Origin of the sequence: Streptomyces sp. NPDC091271 (assembly GCF_044757505.1) — a bacterium.
In the GTDB taxonomy this organism is placed as follows: Bacteria; Actinomycetota; Actinomycetes; order Streptomycetales; family Streptomycetaceae; genus Streptomyces.
Window position 1 is genome coordinate 923,114 of sequence record NZ_JBIVVD010000003.1, and the last position, 23,980, is coordinate 947,093.

Genomic DNA, 23,980 nt, shown 5'->3' on the forward strand with positions numbered 1-23,980 from the left:
GGTCACTCCACTCACACGGTCCTCGCCGACCGACGGTAGGACATCACGGCGTAACCGCCGAACAGCAGCAGCCACCCGCCCAGTACGGCCACGGACCCGGCCCCCGGGGCGTGCCCGGCGATCGTCGACCAGCCCAGGTCGGCGAACCCGTGCGCGGGGGTGAACCCGCCGACGGCGCGCAGCCATCCGGGGAACACGCCGAGTGGGAACCACAGCCCGCCGACGAGTGCGAAGCCCATCAGACAGGCCACGTTGACCACGCCGGTGCCCTGCGGGGTGAGCCGGTACCCGTTGCCGACGCCGAGCAGGGTGAACGGCAGCGCGCCGATCCACAGCAACAGCGCCAGCGCGACCCACTGCCAGGCCGCCAGCCGCACCCCGTTGACGAGCGCCCCGGCCAGCAGCACGGTCAGGACGGTCGGCAGGACCGTCACCGAACCGCTGATCGCGCGGCCCGTCACCGCGCGCCACGGGTCCAGCGGTGTGATCCTCAACTGCTGCAGCCAGCCCAGGGACTTGTCCGACGCGATGCCCGTCCCGATCGCCATGGCGGAGCCGAGCGCCCCGTACGCCGCCATGCCGACCATCGACGCGGCCTTCCAGTCGTCGTAGGTGCCGCTGCCGCCGAGATTGGTGAAGAGCAGATACATCATCACCGGCATGCCCGTCCCGAAGATCAGGAACGTGGGGTCACGCAGGGTCCGCCGGATCTCGAGTGCGATGTAGGGAAACATCACGCGGCCTCCTTCACCTGGTCGGCCACAGGAGCGGTGAGGGAGAGGAACGCGTCCTCCAGGGTGGCCCTGCCGACCTGGAGACCGTGTACCGCGCCGATCCGCGCCAGCTCGACGACGGTGGCGTCCGAGTCGTCCGTACGCAGCAGGGCCCGGCCCCCGCGCACCTCGACGCCCACCACACCGGGGAGCGATCCGAGTCCCGCGGCGGAACGGCCCGGCAGGTCGATGGAGACCAGACCGCCGCCCGCCGACCGCTTGATCTTCTCGCCGCTGCCGTCCGCGACGACCCTGCCTCCGTGCAGGACCACGATCCGGTCGGCGTTCCCGTCGGCCTCCTCCAGGTGGTGTGTCGAGAACAGGACGGTGGTGCCGCGTTCCGCGAAGGACCGGATCGAGACCCAGAACGCGCGCCGCGCCTCCACGTCCAGTGCGGCCGTCGGCTCGTCCAGCACGACCAGTTCGGGGTCGCCGGCCAGCGCGACGGCGAAGCGGACGCGCTGGATCTGGCCCCCGGACAGCTTGTCCACGCGCCGGTCCGCGTACTCCGTCACCCCCGCGAGGGCGAGCGCCTCGGCCACGGGCAGCGGGCGTGGGTAGAGGGAGGCGACGAAGCGGACCAGCTCACCCACCGTCACCCGGGGGATCGGCCGGCCGTCCTGGAGCATCGCACCGACCAGCCCCGCTCGGACCGTCCGGTCGGGAGTGCGGCCCAGAAGGCGCACCGTGCCGGAGTCCGGGTCGTTCAGGCCCAGCAGCAGGCTGATGGCCGTGGACTTTCCCGCGCCGTTACGGCCCAGCAGGGCGACGGTCTCGCCCCGCCCGACCGAGAGATCGATCCCGTCGACGGCCCGGACGGTGCGCCCCGCCCTCCCGAACGTCTTGACCGCCGCGGTGAACTCCACCGCCGGCCCGGTCCTCGTGGTCCCCGTTGTCTGCGTCATGACGACGACGCTACGGATCTGGGACTCCCCGCGGCAGGGGCGGGTGTACGGAGTCCGCGATGACAAATGTCCTTGGTCCGCGGGATGTTGGGGCCGGGATGTGGCGGTGACGCGGGAGGCGCCGCAGCCGGGCGGCTGCGACGGCTCCCGCGTGCCGTACGGGCGGTTCAGGCCGCCGCGCTGCCACCCCCTTCGGAGGGGCGGCGGTGACGGCCGTGCGGCTGCGCGGTCACGCTCTCCGCGGATGCGCCTCCTCGGTGCTTTCCGTAGCCGCCGGCTTCGGCCCGTTCCGCGTCCGCCTCGGGCGGACGCGTCTGGGTCGTGTCGGTTCGGGCTTCAGACATGTGGGAAGTCTCCCCGTTGCAATCGCTTACGTGTGTGTCGCAGCCCGCCGCCACCCCGGCACGGTCACCGTCGCTTCCGCGCGGAACGGCTGCGTAGCCCGGAGGCGAGTTTATCCAGGTGCCTTACGCCCGGTGAGAGGCGCCTGCCCCAGGGGAACGGGCGTGCACACCCCGCGGGCCGGGGTGGCGTCGGACGTGTTCGTCGCGAACGCGGCGGCCGGGTGAGGCTCGTCCACCGGAGCCTCCAGCAACGCCACGGCACAGGGGGTGCCCTCCTGCGAGTACGGCAGGTGCAGCACCCCTTCCCGGGTCCAGAAACCGGATCCGGTCAGCCACCCGCCGGGCGCCGCGAACTGGTGCAGCCGGCGTCCCGCCGGACGCCACAGCCCCACCCAGCTGCCCGCCGCCCCGTCGATCCGCAGGGCCACCGCGCAGCTCTCCGGCATCAGCATCTGGCCGGGCTGCACGGCGAACGGTGTCAGCGTCCCGACCGGTGTGCGCAGGCACTCCGGGAAACGCATGGGGAGACAGCTGCCGAGCACGCCCCAGCCGAGCCGGTCGTGGCCCGGAGCGTCCGACCGGACCAGCAGCAGGCCGCTGTCCGCGTCGGCCATCAACAGGCGGTCGTTGCTCTCCGGCGCGATCTGCAGGAGCGGGGTCACTTCCCCGCCACGCTCCAGGTCCACGACGACCGCCTTCACGGGGCCGCCGCCCGGCATCTGCCGGTCCAGCGCCAGCAGCCGGCCCTCGCGGTCGAGCCAGACGCCGCCCGAACAGCGTCCCGGGACATCGGCGACACGCTCGGGACCGAACGCGCCGCCCGCCACGAGCCAGACGCCGGTGGAGCGTTCACCGGGGAGCAGGGCGCAGGCGCTCATGCCGTCCGGGGACGGGGGGAGGAGCGCGAGTTCCGGGCAGTCGAGGGCGCCCAGCGAGACCTCGCCCGTGCCCGGCCCGGTCGGGTAGAGGAGGGAGAACGTGTGCGTGCCGGGTTCCACCTCCCGCCGGATCAGGACCCGCCCGTCCGAGAGCGGCAGTACGTCGGAGGAGGCGTCCTCCGGCTGGTCCAGGGGGAGGGGCACGGCGTAGGGCTCCGGGCCGTCGAGCGTCCAGCGCTCGGGGTACCAGCCCGGCCCTTCGGCATCCCCGGCCGCGGTGAGCCGCGCCGCGTACGCGTGGTCGGCGGCGAGGGTGAGCGCGGGCGGCACGAGGCGCGACGGCGTCCGGGGGCGGGACGTTTCGGCATGGTCCACACGGGGCGCGGCTTGCGCGGGTGGTGCCGACGGGGCGGGGGGAGCGGGCGGCTCGGACGGGACCGGTGGTCCGGAGGGAACAGGCGGTACGGAAGCGTCGCGCGGGCCCGTACCGGCGGAGGCGATCGTGCCGTGCGGCCCGGATCCGGCGGGTGCCGCAGCCCCATCGGGGCCGGTCCGCGCCCGGCCCGGATCGGCGTCCCCGTCCGGCGTACCCGCTCCGGCCGGGTCCGTGCCCTCGTCCGGGGCGCCCGCGCCGAGGGGTTTCACGGGCTCGGCCGGCCCGTCGGGCTCCGTGGCCTCGGGTGTGGGGCCGGTCGCCGCGGTGGTCCTCGCGGCTCCGGCGGTCTCGTCCTCGATGGCACAGGCAGTCATGGTCCGGTCACCTCCGGCAACCGAAGCTAGGTTTCGCACTCCCCACCGGACAACACGAGCCACGCCACTTCACACATAAGGGTGCCGATGTCCCTGTTCGCCTGCGAAGCGGGGGGCAGCTGTGCTGCTGGTTCCGTGCGGGCTAAGGTTCGCCTTCCCTAAGAATTTCCTGTGTATGTCCCGAACTGGAGCAGAACATGTCCTTCAGGCGCCGCGGCACCGCCGCGATCGGTCTCGCGGTGGCGGCCGCCCTCTCCCTCTCGGCGTGCGGCGGCGACGACACGGCCGGCGGGGCGGCGGGCGGCGACACGGGCGGCGACAAGAAGGCGGCCGTCGCCACGGGCGGCAAGGACTTCGCCGACGCGGCGAAGAAGACGGCGGCGTACGGGACCGACGCCGAAGCCGGTGAGTTCCCCCGGACGCTCACCCACGCCATGGGCAGCACGAAGCTCGAAGCCGCGCCGAAGCGCGTGGTCGTGCTGGACGTCGGCGAGTTCGACAACGTCGTCTCGCTCGGCGTGAAGCCCGTCGGCTACGCCCCGTCCGAGGGCGACGACGCCATCCCGTCGTACCTGAAGAAGGAGGCGGGGAACCCGGAGAGCGTCGGGACGATCAACAGCCTCAACCTGGAGGCGATCGCCGGTCTGAAGCCGGACCTGATCCTCGGCAGCCAGCTGCGCGCGGCGGACAAGTACGACGAGCTCTCGAAGATCGCGCCGACCGTCTTCTCCATCCGCCCGGGATTCACCTGGAAGGAGAACTACCTCCTGAACGCCGCCGCGCTCGACAGGACCGCGAAGGCGGAGTCCGAGCTCGCGGCCTACGAGGCGAAGGCGAAGAAGCTCGGCGCGGACATCGGCCCGGACAAGCCGACCGTCTCCATGGTCCGCTACATGCCGGACAAGATCCGGCTCTACGCCAAGGCCTCCTTCATCGGCACGATCCTTCAGGACGTGGGCCTGCCGCGGCCGAAGAACCAGCAGATCGACGACCTCGCCGCGGAGATCAGCTCCGAGAACATGGACCAGGCGGACGCCGACTGGATCTTCACCGGTGTGTACGGCGACGCGAAGGCCACCGAGCGCGACACCGCCCGCGCCAACCCGCTGTGGAAGAACCTCGCCGCGGTGAAGGCCGGCCAGGCCGAGGACGTCCCGGACGAGACCTGGTACCTGGGCCTCGGAGTCACCTCCGCGAACCTGGTCCTCGACGACCTCCGCGCCGACCTCGTCAAGTGACGGCGAACGGCCTCGCCCTGTAACGATTCGCCCCTGGCCGCCGGTCCCGCTGCACGGGCCCCGGCGGCCAGGGGCGCCGGGCCACGGCGGACAGGTAGCCTTTCCTACGTGCCCCGTCTGTCTGAAGTCATCGCCGAGCTCGACGCCCTCTGGCCTCCCGAGCGGGCCGAAGGATGGGACGCCGTCGGCACGGTCTGCGGTGATCCCGGAGCGGAGATCGACCGGGTCCTCTTCGCCGTCGACCCCGTCGAGCAGATCGCCGACGAGGCCCGCACCCTCGGCGCCCAGCTGATCGTCACGCACCACCCGCTCTATCTGCGGGGCACGACGACGGTCGCGGCCTCCACCTTCAAGGGCCGGGTCGTGCACGGGCTCATCAAGCACGACATCGCCCTGCATGTCGCGCACACCAACGCCGACACCGCCGATCCCGGGGTCTCCGACGCCCTCGCGGGCGCCCTTGACCTGCGGGTCACGGGCCCCCTCGTGCCGGACCCCACCGACGCCGAAGGGCGCCGCGGGCTCGGCCGGATCTGCGAGCTCGACCACCCCGAGACCCTCCGAGACTTCGCCGCCCGCGCGGCCGCCAGGCTGCCCGCCACCGCGCAGGGCGTCCGGCTGGCCGGCGACCCCGACGCACCCGTGCGCCGGGTCGCGGTGAGCGGCGGCTCCGGCGACAGCCTCTTCGACGCCGTACGCGCCTCCGGTGTGGACGCCTTCCTCACCGCGGACCTGCGCCACCACCCGGCCTCCGAGGCCGTCCAGCACTCGCCGCTCGGCCTCGTCGACGCCGCACACTGGGCCACCGAATGGCCATGGTGCGAGCAGGCCGCCGCGCAGCTCGACGCTATTTCCGACCGCCACGGATGGGACCTGCGGGTCCATGTCTCGAAGCAGGTCACCGACCCCTGGACCACCCACCACTCTTCTGGAGCCCCCAACTGAACGCCGCGCCCGCCGACCAGATCCGACTCCTCGAAGTCCAGGCACTCGACGTACGTCTGTCGCAGCTCTCCCACAAGCGCACCTCGCTGCCCGAGCACGCCGAGCTGGAGTCGCTCAACAGCGACCTCGCCCAGCTCCGCGACCTGCTCGTCGCCTCGCAGACCGAGGAGAGCGACACCACCCGCGAGCAGACCAAGGCGGAGCAGGACGTCGACCAGGTGCGCCAGCGCGCCGTCCGCGACCAGCAGCGGCTCGACTCCGGCGCGGTCTCCTCGTCGAAGGACCTGGAGAGCCTCCAGCGTGAGATCACCTCGCTGGCCAAGCGCCAGGGCGACCTGGAGGACGTCGTCCTCGAGATCATGGAGCGCCGCGAGTCCGCCCAGGAGCGCGTCGCCGAACTGACCGAGCGCGTGAGCGCGGTCCAGGCCAAGGTGGACGACGCGACCGCCCGCCGGGAGGCGGCCTCCCAGGAGCTCGACGCCGAGGCCGCCACCGTGGCCAAGGACCGCGAGGTCGTCGCGGGTGCCGTCCCCGCCGACCTGCTCAAGCTGTACGACAAGCTGCGCGCCCAGCAGGGCGGCGTCGGCGCCGCACGGCTCTACCAGCGCCGCTGCGAGGGCTGCCGCCTGGAGCTGAACATCACCGAGGTCAACGACGTGAAGGCCGCGTCCCCCGACACCGTGCTGCGCTGCGAGAACTGCCACCGCATCCTCGTACGCACCTCGGAGTCGGGCCTGTAATGTCCGCTCCCCGCCAGCTGGTCGTCGAGGCCGACGGGGGCTCCCGGGGCAACCCGGGACCCGCGGGTTACGGCGCTGTCGTCGTGGACCCGGCCGACGGCCACACCCTCGCCGAGAAGGCCGAATACATCGGCGTCGCGACGAACAACGTCGCCGAGTACAAGGGCCTGATCGCCGGCCTGAAGGCGGTGAAGGAGCTCTTCCCGGACACGGACGTGCAGGTCCGTGTCCGGATGGACTCCAAGCTGGTGGTCGAGCAGATGTCGGGCCGCTGGAAGATCAAGCACCCCGACATGAAGCCGCTCGCCGCCGAGGCCGGGCGTGTCCTGCCCGCCTCCTCGGTCACCTACGAGTGGATCCCGCGCGCGGAGAACAAGCACGCCGACCGGCTCGCCAACGAGGCGATGGACGCGGGCAGGCGGGGTGAGCAGTGGGACCCGGCGGCCTCGACGGCCGACGTGGAGACGGTGCGCACGCTGGTCGTCCCGGATCCGCCGCCGCGGTCAGGACCGCCCGGCGACGCGGCGGCCGGCGCTGCGAAGGTCCGCGCCGCCATGGCGGCCGCCCGCCCCTCGGAGGCCGCCCCGCAGAGTGCGTCAGCGACCCCGCAGGTGGGCTGGGGGAGCGCACCCGACATGGGCGCGCCCGCCACCTTCATCCTGCTCCGGCACGGCGAGACGGCCCTCACGCCCGAGAAGCGGTTCTCGGGGAGCGGCGGCAGCGATCCGGAGCTCTCGGAGACCGGCCGCCACCAGGCCGCGTGCGCGGCGGAGGCGTTCGCGGCCCGGGGCACGGTCCAGGAGGTCGTGAGCTCCCCGATGCGGCGCTGCCGTGAGACGGCGGAAGCCGTGGCGGCCAGGCTCGGCCTTCAGGTCCGTATCGAGGAAGGCCTGCGCGAGACGGACTTCGGGGTCTGGGAAGGGCTCACCTTCGGCGAGGTGCGGGAGCGTCACGGCGCCGACCTCACCACCTGGCTGGCGTCCCCCGACGCGGCGCCCACGGGCGGCGGCGAGAGCTTCGCCGAGGTGGCGGAGCGGGTGTCGGTGACGCGCGACCGGCTGATCGCCCGTTACGCGGGCCGCACGGTGCTGCTGGTCACGCACGTCACCCCGATCAAGACCCTGGTCCGGCTCGCCCTGGGCGCACCGCCCGAGTCGCTGTTCCGGATGGAGCTCTCGCCCGCGTCCGTCTCGACGGTGGCGTACTACTCGGACGGGAACCCGTCGCTGAGGCTCCTCAACGACACCTCACACCTGCAGTAGCGGCTCAGCGGCCGCCGAGTGCGGACGCCTCCGCGGCCAGCCGCTCCACGCGCGCCCAGTCCTTCGCCGCCACCGCGTCGCCCGGAACCATCCAACTGCCGCCCACGCATCCCACGTTGGGCAGTGCCAGGTACGACGGCGCGGAGGCGAGCGAGACGCCGCCCGTCGGGCAGAACCGGGCCTGGGGGAGCGGGGACGCCAGCGCCTTCAGATAGGCGGTGCCGCCCGCGGCCTCGGCGGGGAAGAACTTCATCTCCGTGACCCCGCGCTCCAGCAGCGCGACCACCTCGGACGTCGTCGAGACGCCCGGCAGGAAGGGCACGCCCGACGCCTTCATCGCGTCCAGCAGGGCGTCCGTCCAGCCGGGGCTGACCAGGAAGCGCGCTCCGGCCGCGACGGTCTCGGTCACGTGCGCCGGGGAGATCACCGTGCCGGCGCCGACCACGGCGTCGGGGACCTCCGCGGCGATCGCCCGGATCGAGTCGAGCGCGGCGGCCGTCCGCAACGTGACCTCGATCGCGGGCAGTCCGCCCGCCACGAGCGCGCGGGCCAGCGGCACCGCGTCGGCCGCGTCCTCCAGCACGACGACGGGGACGACGGGGGCGAGGTCCAGGACGGAGGCGGACACGGCGGCGGGCGCGGAGGAGGTCATGGGGCCATCCTGCCGCGAGAACCGCACACTGCGCAACGCGCGTTGCGTATGGTGCAACGCGACCGCGGTGGGCCGACGGTGGATCAGTGAATCTCGGTGACCACCACATCGAGCGCCCACGGCCGCCCCGCACGCTCCGGGGCCTGCGCCTCCACCACGTATCCGAGGTCGCGCACCGCCTCCACCAGCTCCGCCGGGCCCTTCGGGCGGACCCCGGCCAGGAGCAGATCGCGGACCATCCGGCCCTTCGTCGCCTTGTTGAAGTGGCTGACCACGGACCGCTTCTCCACCCCGTCCACCATCTGCGACTGGAGCACCCGCACGCTCGCCGTGCGCTCCGCGACCTCGCCCGAGGGCTTCCACGCCGTGGCGTACGCGGACGAGCGCAGATCCAGGACCAGCCCATCCCCGGCCACCTCCGGCATGACCGACGCCATCGGGGCGCGCCAGTACGCGTTCAGCGCTCCCAGACCCGGCAGCTTCACCCCCATCGAGCAGCGGTACGAGGGGATCCGGTCACCCACCCGCACCGCACCCCACAGCCCGGAGAAGACCAGCAGTGACTTCCCGGCACGCCGCTTGGCCGCCGCGTCCAGCGAGGCCAGGCCGAGGGCGTCGTACAGCACCCCCGTGTAGATCTCCCCGGCGGGCCGCGTCCCGGCCGTGCGCAGCTCAGCGTTCTTCGCGATCTCGCCGCGCAGCCCCTCGCTCAGGCCCAGCACCTCGCGGGCCTTCTCCTCGTCCGCCATCGACAGCTCGACCAGCTCGTCGAGTACCTCGGCCCGGGCGTCGGCGAGGCCCGGCAGGGACAGGGACTCCGGCTTCAGCGGTGCCCCGCGCCCCGAAGCGGCCTTACCTTCGGAGGGCGGCAACAGCACGAGCACGGGGTTCTCCTTCACACGCGGCACAGGGCTCCGCGGCGCGTGGGAGCCCCCGGCAAGGGTACGGGCCGGCCCACCCGAGCCCGCCCCGGAGACCGGGATGCCGACCCCACCGCTCCGGCCTACGCTCGGTGGCATGCCCCGCCGCCACCTCCACATGACCGGCGCAGACGGCACCCCGCTGCGGGCGGCCCTGCGTGCACTGCGCACCGGACTGGGCCTGGCCGACGGCTTCCCGCCCGGTGTCCTCGCCGAGGCCGCGGAGGCGGCGAGGGCCCCTGACGTCTCCGGCCACCTGGACGCCACGGACCTGCCGTTCTTCACCATCGACCCGCCGGACTCCACGGACCTCGACCAGGCGATGCATCTGGAGCGGCGCCCGCACGGCTTCCGCGTGCACTACGCGATCGCCGACGTCGCCGCCTTCGTCCGGCCCGGCGGAGCACTGGACGGCGAGGCCCACCGGCGGGTGACGACCCTGTACTTCCCCGACGGCAAGGTTCCCCTGCACCCCCCGGTGCTCTCCGAGGGAGCCGCCAGCCTCCTCCCCGGCGAGACCCGCCCCGCCGCACTCTGGCGGATCGACCTCGACACCGAGGGCCGTACGGTCGCCACCGACGTGCGCCGGGCCCTCGTGCGCAGCCGCGCGAAGCTCGACTACGCGGGCGTCCAGCGGCAGATCGACGCGGGAACGGCCGAGGAGCCCCTCGCCCTGCTCAAGGAGATCGGTCTGTTGCGCGAACAGCAGGAGATCGCCCGGGGCGGCATCTCGCTCGACGTGCCCGAGCAGGAGATCGTCGAACGCGACGGCGGCTACGACCTCGACTACCGCGTGCCCGTGCCCGCCGACGGCTGGAACGCCCAGATCTCCCTGCTCACCGGCATGGCGGCCGCCGGGCTCATGCGGGACTCGGGCACCGGCATCCTCCGTACGCTGCCGGTCGCCCCCGACGGCGCCGTCGCCCGGCTCAGGCGCTCCGCCGAGGCCCTGCACATCGACTGGCCGCACCACGTGCCGTACGCCGAAGTGGTGCGCTCCCTCGACCCCTCGAAGGGCAGCCACGCGGCCTTCCTCCAGGAGTGCACCACGCTCCTGCGCGGCGCCGGCTACTCCGTCTTCGAACACGGGGACCTCCCCACCCCCGCCGTGCACGCCGCCGTCGCCGAGCTCTACACGCACTGCACCGCACCGCTGCGCCGCCTCGTCGACCGCTACGCCGCCGAGCTGTGCCTCGCCGCGGTCGCCGGACGGCAGCCGCCGGAATGGGTGCTCCGGGCGCTGCCCGGGCTCCCGAAGGAGATGGCCGAGGGCACCCGCCGCGCGAACACCGTGGAGCGCGAGTGCGTCGACCTCGTCGAGGCGGCGCTGCTCGGTGACAAGGTCGGCGAGGTCTTCGACGGCTACGTGACCGACGTCAAGGACAACGAACCGGCCGTCGGCACCGTCCACATCGAGGACCCCGCGATCGTCGCCCGGATCGAGTCCGAGGACCCGCTCCCCCTCGGCGAACGACTGCGGGTCCGCCTCACCCAGGCCGACCCCGGCTCCTCGAAGGTGCTGTTCGCGCCCGAGTGAGGGCGGCTTGTCCGCATCTCGTACGATCACGTCCTCGGCTGCGGACTGCGTAGCGACTCCGTACCAGGGAAGGTCTCATGCGTGACTGACCTCGCCACCGCCCCCGCGGCCGGCAGACCCCGGCAGATCATCGCCGCCGCGCGCGTCCTGCTGGAGGCGGAGGGCCCCGAAGCGCTCACCATGCGCCGGCTGGCGGACCGGGTGGGCGTCAAGGCGCCGTCCCTGTACAAACACTTCCCGGACAAGTCCTCCGTCGTGGCGGCGCTGGCCACCGAGATGCTCCGGGAGACCGCCGGGGTCATGGCGGCGGCCGAGGCGGCCGCCCCGGGCTCCTTCTCCGCGCTCGCCACCGCGTACCGCACCTATGCCCTGGCCCACCCGCACCTCTACCTCCTCACCATGGGCCGCACCCTCCCCGCCACGGGGGCGGCGGACGCGGCGGCGGCCCCGCTGTTCCGTGCCGCCGGGGGCGACGAGGACCGGGCCCGCGCGGCCTGGGCCTTCGCCCACGGAATGGTGGTCCTGGAGCTCAACGGCCGCTTCCCCCCGGGCGCCGACCTCTCGGCGGCCTGGGAGGCCGGCATCGCGGCCTTCACCGCCGGCCCCGCCGGGTAGCATGGTCACCACGGCAGACGAGCCGGGCGGACGGCCGCGTGAGGATCCCCGGATCCTCCCGAGGAACGTCCGGGCTCCACAGGGCAGGGTGATGGCTAACGGCCACCCGGGGTGACCCGCGGGACAGTGCCACAGAAAACAGACCGCCGGGGACCTCGGTCCTCGGTAAGGGTGAAACGGTGGTGTAAGAGACCACCAGCGCCTGAGGCGACTCAGGCGGCTAGGTAAACCCCACCCGGAGCAAGGTCAAGAGGGAGCACTCCGGTGCTCCTGCGCGAACGTCCGAGGGCTGCCCGCCCGAGTTCGCGGGTAGACCGCACGAGACCGGCAGCAATGCCGGTCCTAGATGGATGGCCGTCTCCCCGGCCGCCGCGAGGCGACCGGGCGACAGAACCCGGCGTACAGCCCGACTCGTCTGCCGCTACCAGCGGTTTCGCCCCTGACCGGCTTGGATGGAACGGCCCCCTCGCTGTGCGCGAAGGGGCTCACTCCCGGGCAGATCTCCACCGACGAACAGTGCCTTCGCCGGGCCCGTCCGATTACCGGCGGGCCGTACCGGCGGCGATGCGCAGCCGTGCGTCGGCCCAGTCCGCATGGTCCGAGTCGTTGCCGTCGCCGCCGTCCGTCACACGCAGGGTCAGCCGCTGCACGCCGGTGACGTCGATGTCGAAGGTATGGGCGGCGTCATCCGGGCCCATGACCTCGCTCGTGCCCAGCACCTTCCCGTCGCCGATGACTTCGAAGACCACGGACCCCTTGTCCGGCTTCTCCTCGTCGATGCCGCCGTCGGCGCTGAAACGGTCATAGGCACCGCCCAGGTCGACCGTCACCTGGGAGGACGCGTGCGCGCCGAGCCCCTTGTCGTAGGTCCGGCCGCCGATACGCAGCGGGCCCCCGTCGCCCTCGGCCGACTCGCCGTTGGACGTGTCCCGCTCGACCGGGCCCCAGCCGTTGCTCTCATCCGAGAAGGGGAGATCGCTGACGTAGTCGATGCCGGGGGGTGACACGAAGACACGGGCCTGCCTCTGCAGGCTCAGTTTCGGCGCCTTCGCGCCCGCGGCCGGGTCCCGATAGGTGACGGTGACCGGAATCTCCGTCCAGCCGTAGGCGGGCTGCTCCGGCACGGTGATCCGCCAGTCCGCGGTCAGCGGCTGACCGGTGGCCAGCTCGGCCGCGGTCGCCCCCGGCCCCTCGACGCTCCAGCCCTCCGGGGCCTCCGCGCTGAGCGTGACATCGGTGACCGGACCGAACTCGTCGACGGCGAAGCTGCCGTCGAGCCCCACCTCCGCGCCCGGGTCCGCCGCGGTCTGCTGCGGGTCCACGGTCAGCGTGCCCGAGGGGACGTGGCGTACGGGCTCGTCGCAACCGGACCGGCCCGGCACGGCACGGCAGACGATCGCGGCGAACCCACCGTTCTCGGCAGCCGGCACCTTCAGGGTGTCGTGGCGGGTGAGCAGTCGGCTCTCCCGGACCAGACCGTCCGAGCCGTCGCGGACCACGTCGACGCGCCACTTCCCGCCGCCCAGGAAGTCCAGCGGCACCTGGTGGGTACGAGCCGCACCCGCGGCCATCTCGCCCAAGAACCATCGGGCGCCACTGCGTCGTGCGAAGCCGGCGCTCCGGCCGGGCGCGCTGCCCTTCAGCAGCTCCGTCTCGTCCCAGACCGTCGGTACCTGCTCCAGGAATCGGGTCAGTTCGGGACGGGCCCGGTACTCCGCGATGCTGCCTGCGAAGTTCTGCAGACCTGATTCGAATATGACGGACAGGGCCAGTTCCGCCGCATCGGATGTGTTGCGCTGACCGAACTGGAAACCCATCGGGGTGAAGTCCATCGACCCGACGACGTTACGGGTGAACGGCAGCGTCGCGATGTTGTCGGCCCGGACGTCGCCCTGCTCGGCGCCGTGCACCGCCTCCATCGACAACACCTGTGGCCAGGTGCGCTGGATGCCGTTCGGGATCGTGGAGCCGTGGAAGTTGACGACGAGTTCACGCTCGGCCGTGGCTTCGAGTATGTCGTCGTACCACTGGAAGCGCTCACGGGTGTCGGAGTCCATGAAGTCGATCTTGAGGCCGGCGGCGCCCCACCTCTTGACCTTGTCCAGCTGCGCGTCACGCTCGGCGGCGGTGTCGAGGTCCGTCCAGTGCATCCACAGCAGGATCTTCACTCCGCGCTGTTTCGCGTAGTCCATGAGCTGCGGCATCCAGTCCGTGGTCTTCCAGCCGTCGTCGACGAGGGCGTACTGCCACCCGTGCGCCGCGGCGTGGTCCACGAACTTCTCCTGCGTCTCCAGGCTGCGCTGGGCCGCGCCGAACCCGGCCAGCCATGACCAGGCGACCTTCCCGGGTTCGATCCAGGAGGTGTCGCGGATCCGGGACGGCGGCGCCAGGTCGTCGATGAGGGTGGACTCGGCGACGGTCGCGAGATCGCCGATGACGGCGGTGCGCCACGGGGTGGTGAGCGGCCCGTCCGCGTGGACCTCCTCGTCGGCCAGCGCCACCTCGTAGCGTCCGGTGCCCTGTTCGTGCACCAGACGGCTCCCGGAGTACCGGCCGTCGAGGTCCGACTCGGCGAGTACGACGTTCTGGTCACCCACCTGGAAGAGCGCCGGGTAGCCGTACTCGCCGCTCTCTGCGGAGGCCGCGGTGGTCCGGTCGTAGGGCTGCTCGTGAGGGGCGGCGTAGTGGCTGAGCCAGGCCGGCGACGAGGCCGGGGGCTGGAAGGCGGAGGCCTCGTGCTCGATGGTCACGCCGTCCCCGCCGGGCAGGACATAGCGGTACGCCACGCCGTCGTCGCCGGCCCGGACCACCAGATCGAGGCGTGCACCGTCCTTCCCCTCGAAGGCGAACCGCGACTCGTTCATGTGGACGGACCGCCGGAGCTGCTTGCCGACGGTCGTCGTGTACTTCTCGTCGACCGTCCGGCTGTCACGGTGCAGCAGGCGCAGTCCCGAGGTCAGATCCGCCTGATCGGTGACCACACCGACGGGTGCGGGTTCCAGGACCGTCCGTCCGTTCCGCCGGACGGAGAAGTCCAGCGAGCCGTCGGCCCGGTCGAGGGTGACGACCGCGGTCGGCCCGCCGCGCTGCACGGTCCATGACGTGGCCGCGGGACCGGAATGAGGTCCGACAACGTTGTCAGGCAATGCGCTCGCCGGGCCGGCCGAGCTCAGAGCCAGTGCGGCGCTGACCGTGGCCGACATCAGCGCCATGGGGCCGGCACGTAGGTTTCGCCGTCTCATCCAGTCCTCCGTATCGGAACCGACCAACTACCAACAGCACCGGACTACTTCGCACAGTGCTGGTGCCTGCTTACCGGTCGGGACGGAGCCTGTAAACAGACTGCACCGGATTCGCCGGTCCCGGACCTCCCCGCACGGCCCGGCGGTCGTCACCGCCCACGGCTGCGACCTCACCGGAGAGCCAAGTGAAGATCAACACCGACCGCACCACCTGAAGGACGGACCGTTCGCCCGCAGCGCGCGCGGTCAGCCCTCGATCCGCCACTTCTGGTGAGGCACTCCGGCGCACGTCCACAGCCGCAGAACGTCCCCGTCGGCGCGACCGCCGTCCTTCGCGTCCACGCACTTGTTCGCCTGCGGATTGACCAGGTCCCCCTCGCCGCTCAGTACGAACTTCTGAGCCGGGACGCCGGTGCACCGGGCGAGCTGGATCACGGTGCCGTCCTCCTTGGCGCCCCAGGCCACGTCCATGCACATGCCGAGCGAGCGAACGGTGCCGTCGCCGAGGAACTCCCACTTCTGGTTGGCCCTCTCCTTGCAGTTCCAGACCGTCAGGTGCGTGCCGTCCCTGGCCTCGCCGTTCACCTGGCCCGTGGCTTCGATGCAGAGGCCGGCGGACTTGCTGATGATGTGGGAGCCCGGCGCCGGGGCGGGCTGCTTCTCGGGCTCCGCGCCGCCGCCACCGCCGGCGGGCTCCTTCGGCGCGTCCGCGCCGGTGTCCTCCTTCTCCGGTGTGGGCTCAGCAGTGGGCGCCTTGGACTCGGCCTGCGGCGACGGCGGGGCCGGCGGCGAAGCGGACGGCGGCAGGGTGCTGACCGGGGAGTCGGCGACCTTCTCCGTGGCGAGGCTGCGTACCTGCGGCTTGTAGGCGAGCCAGATGACGACGAACGTGATGGCGAGGGCCAGGGCGATACCGAGTGCCGTGGCGAGCCACCCGGGCAGGAACCCTCGCTGGACGTAGGTGCCGTCCACGTCGACGGGCTGCGCCCCGGACCTCTGGACGGCCAGCGTGTAGGGGCGTTGTTCCTTCGACCCGAACCAGGTGATCTGGCGGGGCTTCAGCGTCGCGTCGACGAAGACGGCACGTCCCGGCTCGACCTGGATGCTGCCCGGGCGGATGTCGTACGAGAGAGCGTCCCCGTTGTCGCTCCCGCTGACCGACGCGGTGAGCTTGGTGTTCCCGAGGTTGTCGACAGCCAGCTTGGGCCGGGCCCGGAAGCGCCCCTTGACCGTGGGAGGGACCAGCTCGGCCCTGAGTTCGGTGAACGGGGTGATCGTGACGTTGCCCTCGGGGACCGTGGTGGCCTCAGGATGCTCGGTCGGTGTGATCCGCACCGCGTACGGATTCGCCCCGGCCGTCGCGTCCGGAGTGCGGGGCGGCGCGATCGTCAGCTCCACCGTCGCGGTCGTACCCGGATAGAGCCGGACCGTCTGCGGTTCCACGGTCATCCAGGGGGCGATGTCGCCTACGGGCTCGAAGCGGTACTCGTCGACGACGTCGCCGGTGTTCCGCAGCCGCAGCCGGACGGTCGTACTGCTGCCCGGATCCACCGTGGTCGACGCGGGTTCCAAAGAAGTCCATAGGTCCACCAGTCGACGGTAGGGCCGCACCGGTTCCCGTGTCAGCAAGCCCAGGGGCACACCCGGATGTCCGGAGGGGTTCGGGGAATCTGCCCCTTCTTCCCCGCCCGTCTGCCCTCCCGGACTCCCGCCCGGGGCGGGGCCGTCCGCGCCTCCTCCGCTTCGTACCCCGTGGTGACGCCTTCATCCGTGCCGGTGCCACGGCCGCCGTCGGGTTCCGGCCGGCGGCCGATCCCATACCTTCCGGTATACGGAGGGGAGTTGATCACTTGCGTCCGTAACCCGATAGGCTCCCCTGCGGCGCGGCGAGTTGACTCGAACTCACTCGGCCGCCGCCGCGCTGCCCGCTCCGCGTGCGGCGTTGCGGCGTGTGCGCGACTCCCCCCTGTTCGAATGTGTTGCTCTCGAAGGATGCAGATGGAACTTGCCACTCCACCCCCGGCGGCACGTGCCCCGGTCTCCTGGTACGGCTGGTGGCTGATGCCGCTGGCCTTAGGAGCCGGAACCGTCGTCACCGCAGTGGCGGGACCCGATGAGGTCCAGATACCCGCGACGTTCGCGGGGGCCGCGGTCACCGTCGCCGGCGCGGTCTGTGTACGGCTCCTCGTGCGGACCCGGGCCCGGCTCGGCCGCGCGAACGACGACTTCCGCTCGGCCCAGGCCGAGCACTCCCAGCAGTTGTACGCGGATGTGCGGGGCCGGGAGCAGAGATTCGCGGCCGAGCGCTCCGCCCTGGAGGCGCGGCTGGGCGAGCAGGCGGCCACCTTCGAGGCCCGGCTCGCGGAGCACACCCAGGCGTACGAGGCAGGCATCGCCGAACGGGCCCGCGCGACGGAGGAGCGGCTCGCGCTCCAGCAGGCCGTCGTCGTCAGGCTCGGCGACAGCCACCTCCCCGAAGCCGTGACCCGGCTCCGGGACGGCGAGGCCATCGACGACATCCTGGCCGAGGCCGCACAGGAGGCCGACGCGAGTCCGGAGCTCCGCGCCGCACTGCGCAGGGTCCAGCGGACCGCGCTGCTCGCCGTGGAGGAGGAGCTGAACCGCTCCACGTCGGCCGAGCAGGCCGTGGTCGGCATCGGCAGCCGGATCCACGTGCTGACCGGCCGGCTGCGCGGCAGGCTCCACGAGATGCAGGGCGAACACGGGCGGCTGCCCGCCGTGGCCCAGGGCCTCATGGAGCTGGACCAGGAGATCGGCCCCGCCGACTGTCTCGCCGCCAGCATCGGCGTACTCGGTGGTTCGGACCGGCCCGGACGCCAGTGGCAGGAGCCGCAGCGACTGCTCAGCGTGGTCCGCGGCGGCATCGGACGCATCAAGGACTTCAACCGCGTCCAGGTCCGTCACCTGCCCGAACTCGGTGTGGACGGCGGTCTGGTGGACCACCTCACGCTGATCTTCGCCCACCTCCTGGACAACGCGGCACGCTACTCGCCGCCCACCGAGCCCGTGGTCGTCTCCGGCAAGGAGGTGCCCAACGGCGTCGGTATCGAGATCCAGGACGCCGGCAAGGGGCTGAGCGACGAGCGCAAGCGCGAGGCCGAGCAGGCCATCGCGGGTACCGCGCAGGGCCCCGGCCTGGGCGGCATCTCGGAGGACGCCAACCTCGGCCTGCGCGTGGTGGGCGCCCTCGCGCGCCGCTACGGCATCCGGGTCACCTTCGCGGACTCGCCGTGGCTCGGCACCTCGGTGGTCGTGGTGGTTCCCCACAAGTACTTCAGCCATCTGCCCGCCCCCGTCACCGAGCCGGCCAAGCCCGCCGTCGAGAGGGCCGAGCCGGTCCCCGAGCCGGCCCGGGCCGCCGTGCCCGTGGAAAGCACCGAAGCCATCGACGCCATGGACACCACGCCCGGCGGCCTGCCGCGACGCAGGAGCAGGCGGGCGGACCCCCCGACAGCCCGGCCGGGCGGAACAGACCGGACCACGGAGTCCGTGGTCGCCGTGCCGCCGGACGCCTCGTTCGCCGGCCTCGCCGCTTTCGCCACGGCCGGGCGCGAAAGCGCTCCACCAGGGGCGACGACCGCGGACGCCGGCCCGGGCGCCCGCGAGACGACTGCCGGCCGTGAGTCCAACCGCACTGAAGAGAGCGACTAGTCCACATGACGCAACAGGGAACCGACGTGAGCTGGGCGCTCCGCGATCTCACGGAGAGTATCCGGGAGATACGTTTCGCCCTCGTGGCCTCCAGCGACGGCAAGGCCATCACCTCCTACGGCGCAGACGACCCCGACGACGTGGACCGCTTCGCCGCCGTGGTCGCGGGGCTGCAGGCGCTCGCGCAGCCGGTGGCCGAGCAATTCCCCACGTACGCGGGACAGCTGCGCCTGGCGATGATCGAGGTCGACGGCGGCCATCTCTTCGTGGTGCGGGCCGGTGTGGAGACGTACCTCGGGGTGCTGGCCAGGGAGGGGCTCGACCAGGGCCTGCTCGGCCATCAGATGAGGGATCTGGCGCGGAGGATGGGTGAGCTCCTCGGCACGAGTCCGCGCCTGGAGGAGAATTCTGGATGAGTGGTCCCCGCCGGCCCACGGACCCGCCCGGTCTCGAGCGCTACTACGTCCTCACCGGGGGGCGCAGCGGACCGGGTGGTTCGGCGTCGACCCTGGACGTGGCGACACTCATCATCTCCCGTACCGCGGCCGGGACCGGTCTGCAGCACGAGCACGAGGAGATACTCCGGCGCTGCCGCGATCCGCTGTCGGTGGCCGAACTCGGCGCCCACCTCGGACTGCCCTTCAACATTCTCGCGGTGCTCCTGGCCGATCTGCTGGACGCAGGCCGCGTCGAAGCCCGTGATCCCATCCCGGCGTCAGGAGCCGGCCGCGGGCCCGACCTCGCGCTCCTTGAGGAGGTACTCAGTGGACTTCAAAGGCTTTGACCATCCCGACCGGCAGACGGCGGGAGGCGGCACCCGCTCGGTGAAGGTGATGATCGCCGGTGGTTTCGGCACCGGGAAAACCACCCTGGTTCGCTCGGTCAGCGACATCAAGCCCCTCACCACCGAGGAGACGCTGACCCAGGCCAGCGTGGACGTCGACGACCTGATCGGGGTGGCGGACAAGCAGGAGACCACCGTCAGCCTCGACTTCGGCAAGATCGGCATCAACGAGGAGCTGGTGCTGTACCTGTTCGGGACCCCGGGGCAGGAGCGGTTCTGGTTCCTGTGGAACGGCCTGTTCAAGGGCGCCCTCGGAGCGGTCGTCCTGGTGGACACCCGCCGGCTCGCCTCCAGCTTCCGCGCCATCGAGGAGATGGAGCGGCAGGACGTGCCCTTCGTCATCGCCCTGAACGTGTTCCCCGACTCCAAGGACCATCCGGTCGAGGAGATCCGGGACGCCCTGGACATTCCGGAGCACACGCCGGTCGTGACCTGCGACGCCCGTGACCGGAACTCCAGCCGGGACGTGCTGATCGCGCTGATACGTCACCTCAAGGCACGCTCCGCCGTCGCTCTGGAGCCCCGATGACCGACCACCCGGCCGACGGGGAAGCCGCCCGGGGCTGCCCCGTCATGCACGGCGGCGCCGACGACCTGACCCGGCTGTACGGGCCGGACGCGGCGCTCGACCCGCAGGGCATCTACGGACGGCTGCGCAAGGAACACGGAGCCGTGGCACCGGTGCTCCTGGAGGGGGACGTCCGCGCCTGGCTGGTCCTCGGCTACCGCGAGAGCCGGCGCGTGCTCGACAACCCCCTCCAGTTCAGCCGGGACTCGCGCATCTGGCGGGACTGGAAGGAGGGGGAGGTCGAGGACACCTCGCCGCTGATGCAGATGCTCGGCTGGCGTCCGGACTGCGTCTCCCAGGACGGTGAGCCGCACCGCAGGCTGCGCAGGGCGGTCACCGACAACCTGGACACCCTGGCGGGGCGCGGTATCCGGCGCCACGTCACGCACTTCGCGAACAAGCAGATCGACGCGTTCGCCGGGAAGGGCAGTGCCGACCTGGTGGGCGAGTACGCCGAGTATTTGCCGATGCTCGTCCTGACGCGGCTGTTCGGGCTCCCGGCCGCCGAGGGCCGCAGCCTCGCGGTCTCCTGCGCCCAGGTCATCAAGGGAGGTCCGGACGCCCTCGCGCACAACGACCGCATCATGGAGATCCTGGGGGAGCTCGCCGAGCGCAAGCGCCTCGAACCCGGGCCCGACTTCACCACCGGGCTGCTCGCGCACGACGCCGGACTCGACGAGGGCGAGATCCTCAGCCACCTGCGTCTGGTCCTGATCACCGCGCACACCACGACCAGCAACCTGCTGGCCCGGGTGCTGGAGGCGGTCTTCACCGACCCCGCCCGGCTCTCGGGGCTCGTCAGCGGCCAGCGGGCCGTCTCCGAGGTCGTCGAGGAGGTCATGTGGAGCACGCCGCCGCTGGCGGTCCTCCCGGGACGTTTCGCCACCGCGGACGTCGAGCTGGGCGGTACGCAGATCAAGGAGGGCGACCTGCTGGTGCTCGGGCTGGCCGCGGGCAACCTCGACCCGGACATCCGCCCCGACTCGGGTGTCTCCGTACACGGCAACCAGTCGCACCTCGCGTTCAGCGGCGGTCCGCACGAATGCCCCGCCCAGAACATCGGCCAGGCGATCATCGAGACCGCCGTCGACACCCTGCTGCACCGGCTGCCCGGACTGCGTCTGTCCGTACCCGCCGGCGAACTCACCTCGACCGCCTCCACCTGGGAAGCGCGTCTGGACACCCTTCCGGTCGAGTTCACCGCCGTCTGACCGCGCCACGTGTCCCCGCCCGGCCGGATCCTCCGGCCGGGCGGGGACACGTGTGTCAGACGGTGAGCAGATCGTCCAGCGATCCCCGGCCCGCCAGCTCCGCCGTGGCGGCCGGCCCCTCCTTCGCGGCGGCGTACCGGCCCGAGGTCAGCGCCCACTCGTAGTTGCCGCTGATCCAGTGCTGGATGGCTTCCACACCCATCCGGACCTGGGCCCGCTCCTCGGGGCCGAGGCCGAGCGCCTCACACATCCCCGGGACGTGCGTCTCGAGTGCGAGGTACTCGTCGAGGCACGCCGTCGTCATCCGGTACGCCTCGGCGGCGGCCTCCTCCCACGTGCAGCCGCGCTCCCGGTGCAGGACCGCGATGAGGTTGTGACCGTCCCCCCGGCGCTTCTCGCGCTCGAAGGAGTGGATGTCGTTCATGAAGCCGATCGTGTCCGCGGCCAGGTCCCGCATCCTGACCATCAGCGGGTGCGCCTGCACCTGCGCCGGCACCTCGAAGCCGCGGCTGCGTTCACCCGCGTCGATGCTGTGGTGGATGCCCACGGTACGGCGGCGGAACTCCGCGTACTCCTGGATACCGAGTGTCCCCGCACGGCCCTCGGCCGCCAGGTCGACCTCCTCGGTGTGGGCGACGAGGAAACGCCCCCAGGAGGCGGCGAACCGTGTACGCCAGGTCAGGGACATGCCATCCGAGAGATGGGCCCACACCTCGGACCAGGCCAGGGTGATCGGGCAGAGCACGCGCGGAGGCGTCCCGGCGGGGCGCAGCGGTGTGGCTATCAGTTCCCGCGCGACCTCCGCTATCCGGTCCGCGCGGTCCGGGCTTCCGGAGTCGAACTGGTCGTCGAAGAGAAAGGCCAGGGAGAACCAGTTCATCAGGACGACCATGTCTTCGGGTGAGGCGTAGGGGTACGTACGCGCCGCCGCCTGCGGCAGGTCCCAGGACTGGTACTCCTCGAAACCTGCCTGGCTGCGCACCAGGCCCATCTCCCACACCCAGCGCAGGTGACGCTCCCGTGCGTACGCCAGGTGTTCGCTCACCGGGGTCTTGAAGGGGAGGTCGAATGTGACGTCCTGCGGCATGTGGCGGGTCCTCTCTTGAGACAGTTCACAGGCCCCCGCCCCGTGACCGGGCGATCGAAAATGACGCCCATTGACTTGAAGTGCACGTTTTGAGCCACAAATTGATGGCTCATCATGTGCGCCCTCATGCTGCCCAGACCCTAAACGATCTATGCCGCAAGATCGTCTCGAAGAAGATTTTCCGGAACCGGCGCCTCCACGCCCGTACGCCGCAGGCTCAGACCTGGCCCAGATCCGAGCTGAGCCAGCGCTGGGGACGCATGTGGATGACCACCTGTGCGCCGTGCTCCTTCCAGGCGAAGTCGACGTAGCCCTCGACCTTCTCGGCGGGGAGGTAGCGCGAGGACATCTCCACCAGCTGCTCGCGGGTGGCGGGGAGCGTGGCGACGACCGGGCCCTCGACGGAGACGTAGCGGATGGTCGGCGTGAGGCGGTCCACCATGATGCTGAAGCGGCCCGCCCGGGCGATGGCGGTCCCCTTGCGGGAGTCGCGCCCCGTCATGATCCACAGGTCGCCACCGGGTGCGTACTGGTACCAGATCGGCACGGTGAGAGGGGCCCGCCCCTCCTCGGCCGCGTCCACGGCCAGTGCGCCGATATGCGGTTCGGCCAGGAACTGCTCACGCTCGGTGTGGGTCAAAGCCATGGCTGGACTCCTCGGTCGGGCGGTCGGTGGTGCCTCAAGGCGGCATTATGCAACTCCCGCCCCGGGACGGCGGCGGAACCCGCCGCCGTCCCGGCTCCATCTGCGGCCCGACACCCTGCGGCGGGGCATGGGGAGGCTGCTTCCGGAACGGGTGAAGGAGGTGCAGGACGTGCTGTACCGGCGGGCGGCCGGGGCCGAGCGGTCAGACGAGGGGCGGGCGGCCCAGGCGCGTCATCCGCCACACCGTGCGCCACTGCATCGGGTTCCGTTCGCCGCACTCGGTGCGCACCCCCTCGACGAAGCCGGCCGCCCAGGCGCGCAGGCCGGTGGCCGAGCGGGTGCGGGCCGCGGTGAGCAGGATCCAGGTGCCGAGGTAGGCGGGGACCAGGGGCAGGGGCAGGTTGCGGCGGGCCAGCCAGACGCGGTTGCGGGCGGTCATGCGGTAGTAGACCGCGTGGCGGGCCGGGGACGTCTTGGGGTGCTGGAGCAGCAGGCCGGGCTCGTAGAGGATCTTCCAGCCCGCGTCGAGCGCCCGCCAGGACAGGTCCGTCTCCTCGTGGGTGAAGAAGAACTCGGCCGGCCAGGGTCCGGTCTCGGCGAGCATCCGCATGGAGAGCGCGTGGCCGCCGCCGAGGAACGCGGTGACCTGGCCGCCGCGCATCGGGTCCTTGGCACGGAGACGCGGCACGTGCCGGCGCTGGGTCTCACCGTGCTCGTCGGCGATGCGGAAGCCGACGATGCCGAGGCGCGGGTCCGCGGCGTACAACTCCTGGACCCTGCTGAACACGTCCTTGTCCACCAGGAGGCCGTCGTCGTCCAGCTCGATCACCACGTCCACGTCACCGAAGGCGGCGAGCACCTCGAGGGCCTCGTTGCGGCCGCCGGGGCAGCCGAGGTTCTCGTCGAGTTCGAGCATGGTCACGCCCCCGGCCGGCCCCGTCAGACCGGGGAAGGAGCTGTAGTCGGGGAGCGGCGAGCCGTTGCCCACGACGACCACACGTGCGGGGCGCGCGTCCTGCATGGCCACCGACGCCAGCAGCGCCTCGACCTGCTGCGGGCGGTCTCCCATGGTCACGATGGACACGCCGATACGCGGTTCGGACAAGGCTCGGCTCTCCCGGGGATTTCGGTGGCTTGCGGCACCGCGGAAC

General features: G+C 71.9%; 22 protein-coding genes and 1 other RNA gene. 12 read left to right on the forward strand and 11 right to left on the reverse strand.

Features of this window, described 5'->3' with window-relative positions; all coding sequences use genetic code 11:
- Positions 1-11: 11 nt before the first annotated feature.
- From ACIQM3_RS16000 to ACIQM3_RS16015, 4 genes are all read right to left on the reverse strand, one after another.
- Positions 12-734 (reverse strand): ABC transporter permease, encoded by a 723-nt coding sequence (locus ACIQM3_RS16000; protein ID WP_401624152.1) that lies wholly within the window; start codon positions 732-734, stop codon positions 12-14.
- The gene (locus ACIQM3_RS16005) at positions 734-1,678 is read right to left on the reverse strand and encodes an ABC transporter ATP-binding protein (RefSeq protein WP_401624154.1); all 945 of its coding nucleotides are present in this window, start codon (positions 1,676-1,678) and stop codon (positions 734-736) included. The genes ACIQM3_RS16000 and ACIQM3_RS16005 overlap by 1 nt, the downstream gene beginning before the upstream one ends.
- A 167-nt stretch (positions 1,679-1,845) precedes the next feature.
- Complete coding sequence (locus ACIQM3_RS16010) at positions 1,846-2,022, reverse strand: hypothetical protein (protein WP_401624156.1); 177 nt, start codon at positions 2,020-2,022, stop codon at positions 1,846-1,848.
- A 110-nt stretch (positions 2,023-2,132) separates the two neighbouring features.
- Positions 2,133-3,650: a hypothetical protein gene (locus ACIQM3_RS16015; protein ID WP_401624158.1), complete on the reverse strand. Its 1,518-nt coding sequence runs from the start codon at positions 3,648-3,650 to the stop codon at positions 2,133-2,135.
- A 197-nt stretch (positions 3,651-3,847) separates the two neighbouring features.
- On the opposite strand from ACIQM3_RS16015, the gene ACIQM3_RS16020 reads away from it, so the two are divergent.
- From ACIQM3_RS16020 to ACIQM3_RS16035, 4 genes are all read left to right on the forward strand, one after another.
- Positions 3,848-4,888 (forward strand): ABC transporter substrate-binding protein, encoded by a 1,041-nt coding sequence (locus tag ACIQM3_RS16020; protein WP_401624160.1) that lies wholly within the window; start codon positions 3,848-3,850, stop codon positions 4,886-4,888.
- 108 nt (positions 4,889-4,996) lie between these two features.
- Positions 4,997-5,833 carry a Nif3-like dinuclear metal center hexameric protein gene (locus ACIQM3_RS16025; protein WP_401624162.1) on the forward strand — a complete coding sequence of 279 codons (837 nt, stop codon included), beginning with the start codon at positions 4,997-4,999 and terminating at the stop codon, positions 5,831-5,833.
- Positions 5,830-6,573 carry a zinc ribbon domain-containing protein gene (locus tag ACIQM3_RS16030; RefSeq protein WP_401624373.1) on the forward strand — a complete coding sequence of 248 codons (744 nt, stop codon included), beginning with the start codon at positions 5,830-5,832 and terminating at the stop codon, positions 6,571-6,573. Before ACIQM3_RS16025 ends, ACIQM3_RS16030 begins: the two co-directional genes overlap by 4 nt.
- Entirely contained in the window at positions 6,573-7,835 is a 1,263-nt protein-coding gene (locus ACIQM3_RS16035) for a bifunctional RNase H/acid phosphatase (protein ID WP_401624164.1), read from the forward strand. Before ACIQM3_RS16030 ends, ACIQM3_RS16035 begins: the two co-directional genes overlap by 1 nt.
- 4 nt (positions 7,836-7,839) lie before the next feature.
- Here ACIQM3_RS16035 and eda read toward each other — a convergent pair whose 3' ends face one another.
- Both eda and yaaA read right to left on the reverse strand, forming a co-directional pair.
- Positions 7,840-8,487 (reverse strand): bifunctional 4-hydroxy-2-oxoglutarate aldolase/2-dehydro-3-deoxy-phosphogluconate aldolase, encoded by a 648-nt coding sequence (eda, locus tag ACIQM3_RS16040; protein WP_401624166.1) that lies wholly within the window; start codon positions 8,485-8,487, stop codon positions 7,840-7,842.
- An 83-nt stretch (positions 8,488-8,570) separates the two neighbouring features.
- A complete protein-coding gene (gene yaaA / locus ACIQM3_RS16045; protein WP_401624168.1) occupies positions 8,571-9,371 on the reverse strand; it encodes a peroxide stress protein YaaA in 801 nt (266 codons plus the stop codon).
- Positions 9,372-9,525: 154 nt separating this feature from the next.
- On the opposite strand from yaaA, the gene ACIQM3_RS16050 reads away from it, so the two are divergent.
- The 3 genes from ACIQM3_RS16050 to rnpB all read left to right on the forward strand — a co-directional run bounded on the left by ACIQM3_RS16050 (position 9,526) and on the right by rnpB (position 11,977).
- Complete coding sequence (locus ACIQM3_RS16050) at positions 9,526-10,944, forward strand: RNB domain-containing ribonuclease (protein ID WP_401624375.1); 1,419 nt, start codon at positions 9,526-9,528, stop codon at positions 10,942-10,944.
- An 81-nt stretch (positions 10,945-11,025) separates the two neighbouring features.
- The gene (locus ACIQM3_RS16055; protein ID WP_401624170.1) at positions 11,026-11,559 is read left to right on the forward strand and encodes a TetR/AcrR family transcriptional regulator; all 534 of its coding nucleotides are present in this window, start codon (positions 11,026-11,028) and stop codon (positions 11,557-11,559) included.
- An 18-nt stretch (positions 11,560-11,577) separates the two neighbouring features.
- Positions 11,578-11,977: RNase P RNA component class A (gene rnpB / locus ACIQM3_RS16060), an RNA gene on the forward strand.
- A gap of 121 nt (positions 11,978-12,098) precedes the next feature.
- Here the strand turns inward: rnpB and ACIQM3_RS16065 are convergent.
- Both ACIQM3_RS16065 and ACIQM3_RS16070 read right to left on the reverse strand, forming a co-directional pair.
- Complete coding sequence (locus tag ACIQM3_RS16065) at positions 12,099-14,801, reverse strand: glycoside hydrolase family 97 catalytic domain-containing protein (protein ID WP_401624172.1); 2,703 nt, start codon at positions 14,799-14,801, stop codon at positions 12,099-12,101.
- A gap of 246 nt (positions 14,802-15,047) precedes the next feature.
- A complete protein-coding gene (locus ACIQM3_RS16070) occupies positions 15,048-16,391 on the reverse strand; it encodes a ricin-type beta-trefoil lectin domain protein (RefSeq protein ID WP_401624174.1) in 1,344 nt (447 codons plus the stop codon).
- Positions 16,392-16,799: 408 nt separating this feature from the next.
- On the opposite strand from ACIQM3_RS16070, the gene ACIQM3_RS16075 reads away from it, so the two are divergent.
- The 5 genes from ACIQM3_RS16075 to ACIQM3_RS16095 are packed head-to-tail and all read left to right on the forward strand — an operon-like array spanning position 16,800 to position 21,096.
- The gene (locus ACIQM3_RS16075; protein WP_401624176.1) at positions 16,800-18,473 is read left to right on the forward strand and encodes an ATP-binding protein; all 1,674 of its coding nucleotides are present in this window, start codon (positions 16,800-16,802) and stop codon (positions 18,471-18,473) included.
- 5 nt (positions 18,474-18,478) lie between these two features.
- Positions 18,479-18,889 (forward strand): roadblock/LC7 domain-containing protein, encoded by a 411-nt coding sequence (locus ACIQM3_RS16080; protein ID WP_104785091.1) that lies wholly within the window; start codon positions 18,479-18,481, stop codon positions 18,887-18,889.
- Complete coding sequence (locus tag ACIQM3_RS16085; RefSeq protein ID WP_401624179.1) at positions 18,886-19,257, forward strand: DUF742 domain-containing protein; 372 nt, start codon at positions 18,886-18,888, stop codon at positions 19,255-19,257. The genes ACIQM3_RS16080 and ACIQM3_RS16085 overlap by 4 nt, the downstream gene beginning before the upstream one ends.
- Positions 19,238-19,846, forward strand: coding sequence for an ATP/GTP-binding protein (locus ACIQM3_RS16090; RefSeq protein WP_362931294.1), 609 nt, complete (start codon positions 19,238-19,240; stop codon positions 19,844-19,846). The genes ACIQM3_RS16085 and ACIQM3_RS16090 overlap by 20 nt, the downstream gene beginning before the upstream one ends.
- On the forward strand, positions 19,843-21,096 hold the full coding sequence (locus ACIQM3_RS16095; RefSeq protein ID WP_401624181.1) for a cytochrome P450: 1,254 nt from the start codon (positions 19,843-19,845) through the stop codon (positions 21,094-21,096). Before ACIQM3_RS16090 ends, ACIQM3_RS16095 begins: the two co-directional genes overlap by 4 nt.
- 55 nt (positions 21,097-21,151) lie before the next feature.
- Here ACIQM3_RS16095 and ACIQM3_RS16100 read toward each other — a convergent pair whose 3' ends face one another.
- The 3 genes from ACIQM3_RS16100 to ACIQM3_RS16110 all read right to left on the reverse strand — a co-directional run bounded on the left by ACIQM3_RS16100 (position 21,152) and on the right by ACIQM3_RS16110 (position 23,934).
- Positions 21,152-22,183 (reverse strand): 7-epi-alpha-eudesmol synthase, encoded by a 1,032-nt coding sequence (locus tag ACIQM3_RS16100; RefSeq protein ID WP_401624183.1) that lies wholly within the window; start codon positions 22,181-22,183, stop codon positions 21,152-21,154.
- A gap of 217 nt (positions 22,184-22,400) precedes the next feature.
- Complete coding sequence (locus tag ACIQM3_RS16105; RefSeq protein WP_401624185.1) at positions 22,401-22,829, reverse strand: pyridoxamine 5'-phosphate oxidase family protein; 429 nt, start codon at positions 22,827-22,829, stop codon at positions 22,401-22,403.
- Positions 22,830-23,031: 202 nt separating this feature from the next.
- A complete protein-coding gene (locus ACIQM3_RS16110) occupies positions 23,032-23,934 on the reverse strand; it encodes a glycosyltransferase family 2 protein (protein ID WP_401624187.1) in 903 nt (300 codons plus the stop codon).
- Positions 23,935-23,980 lie beyond the last annotated feature (46 nt).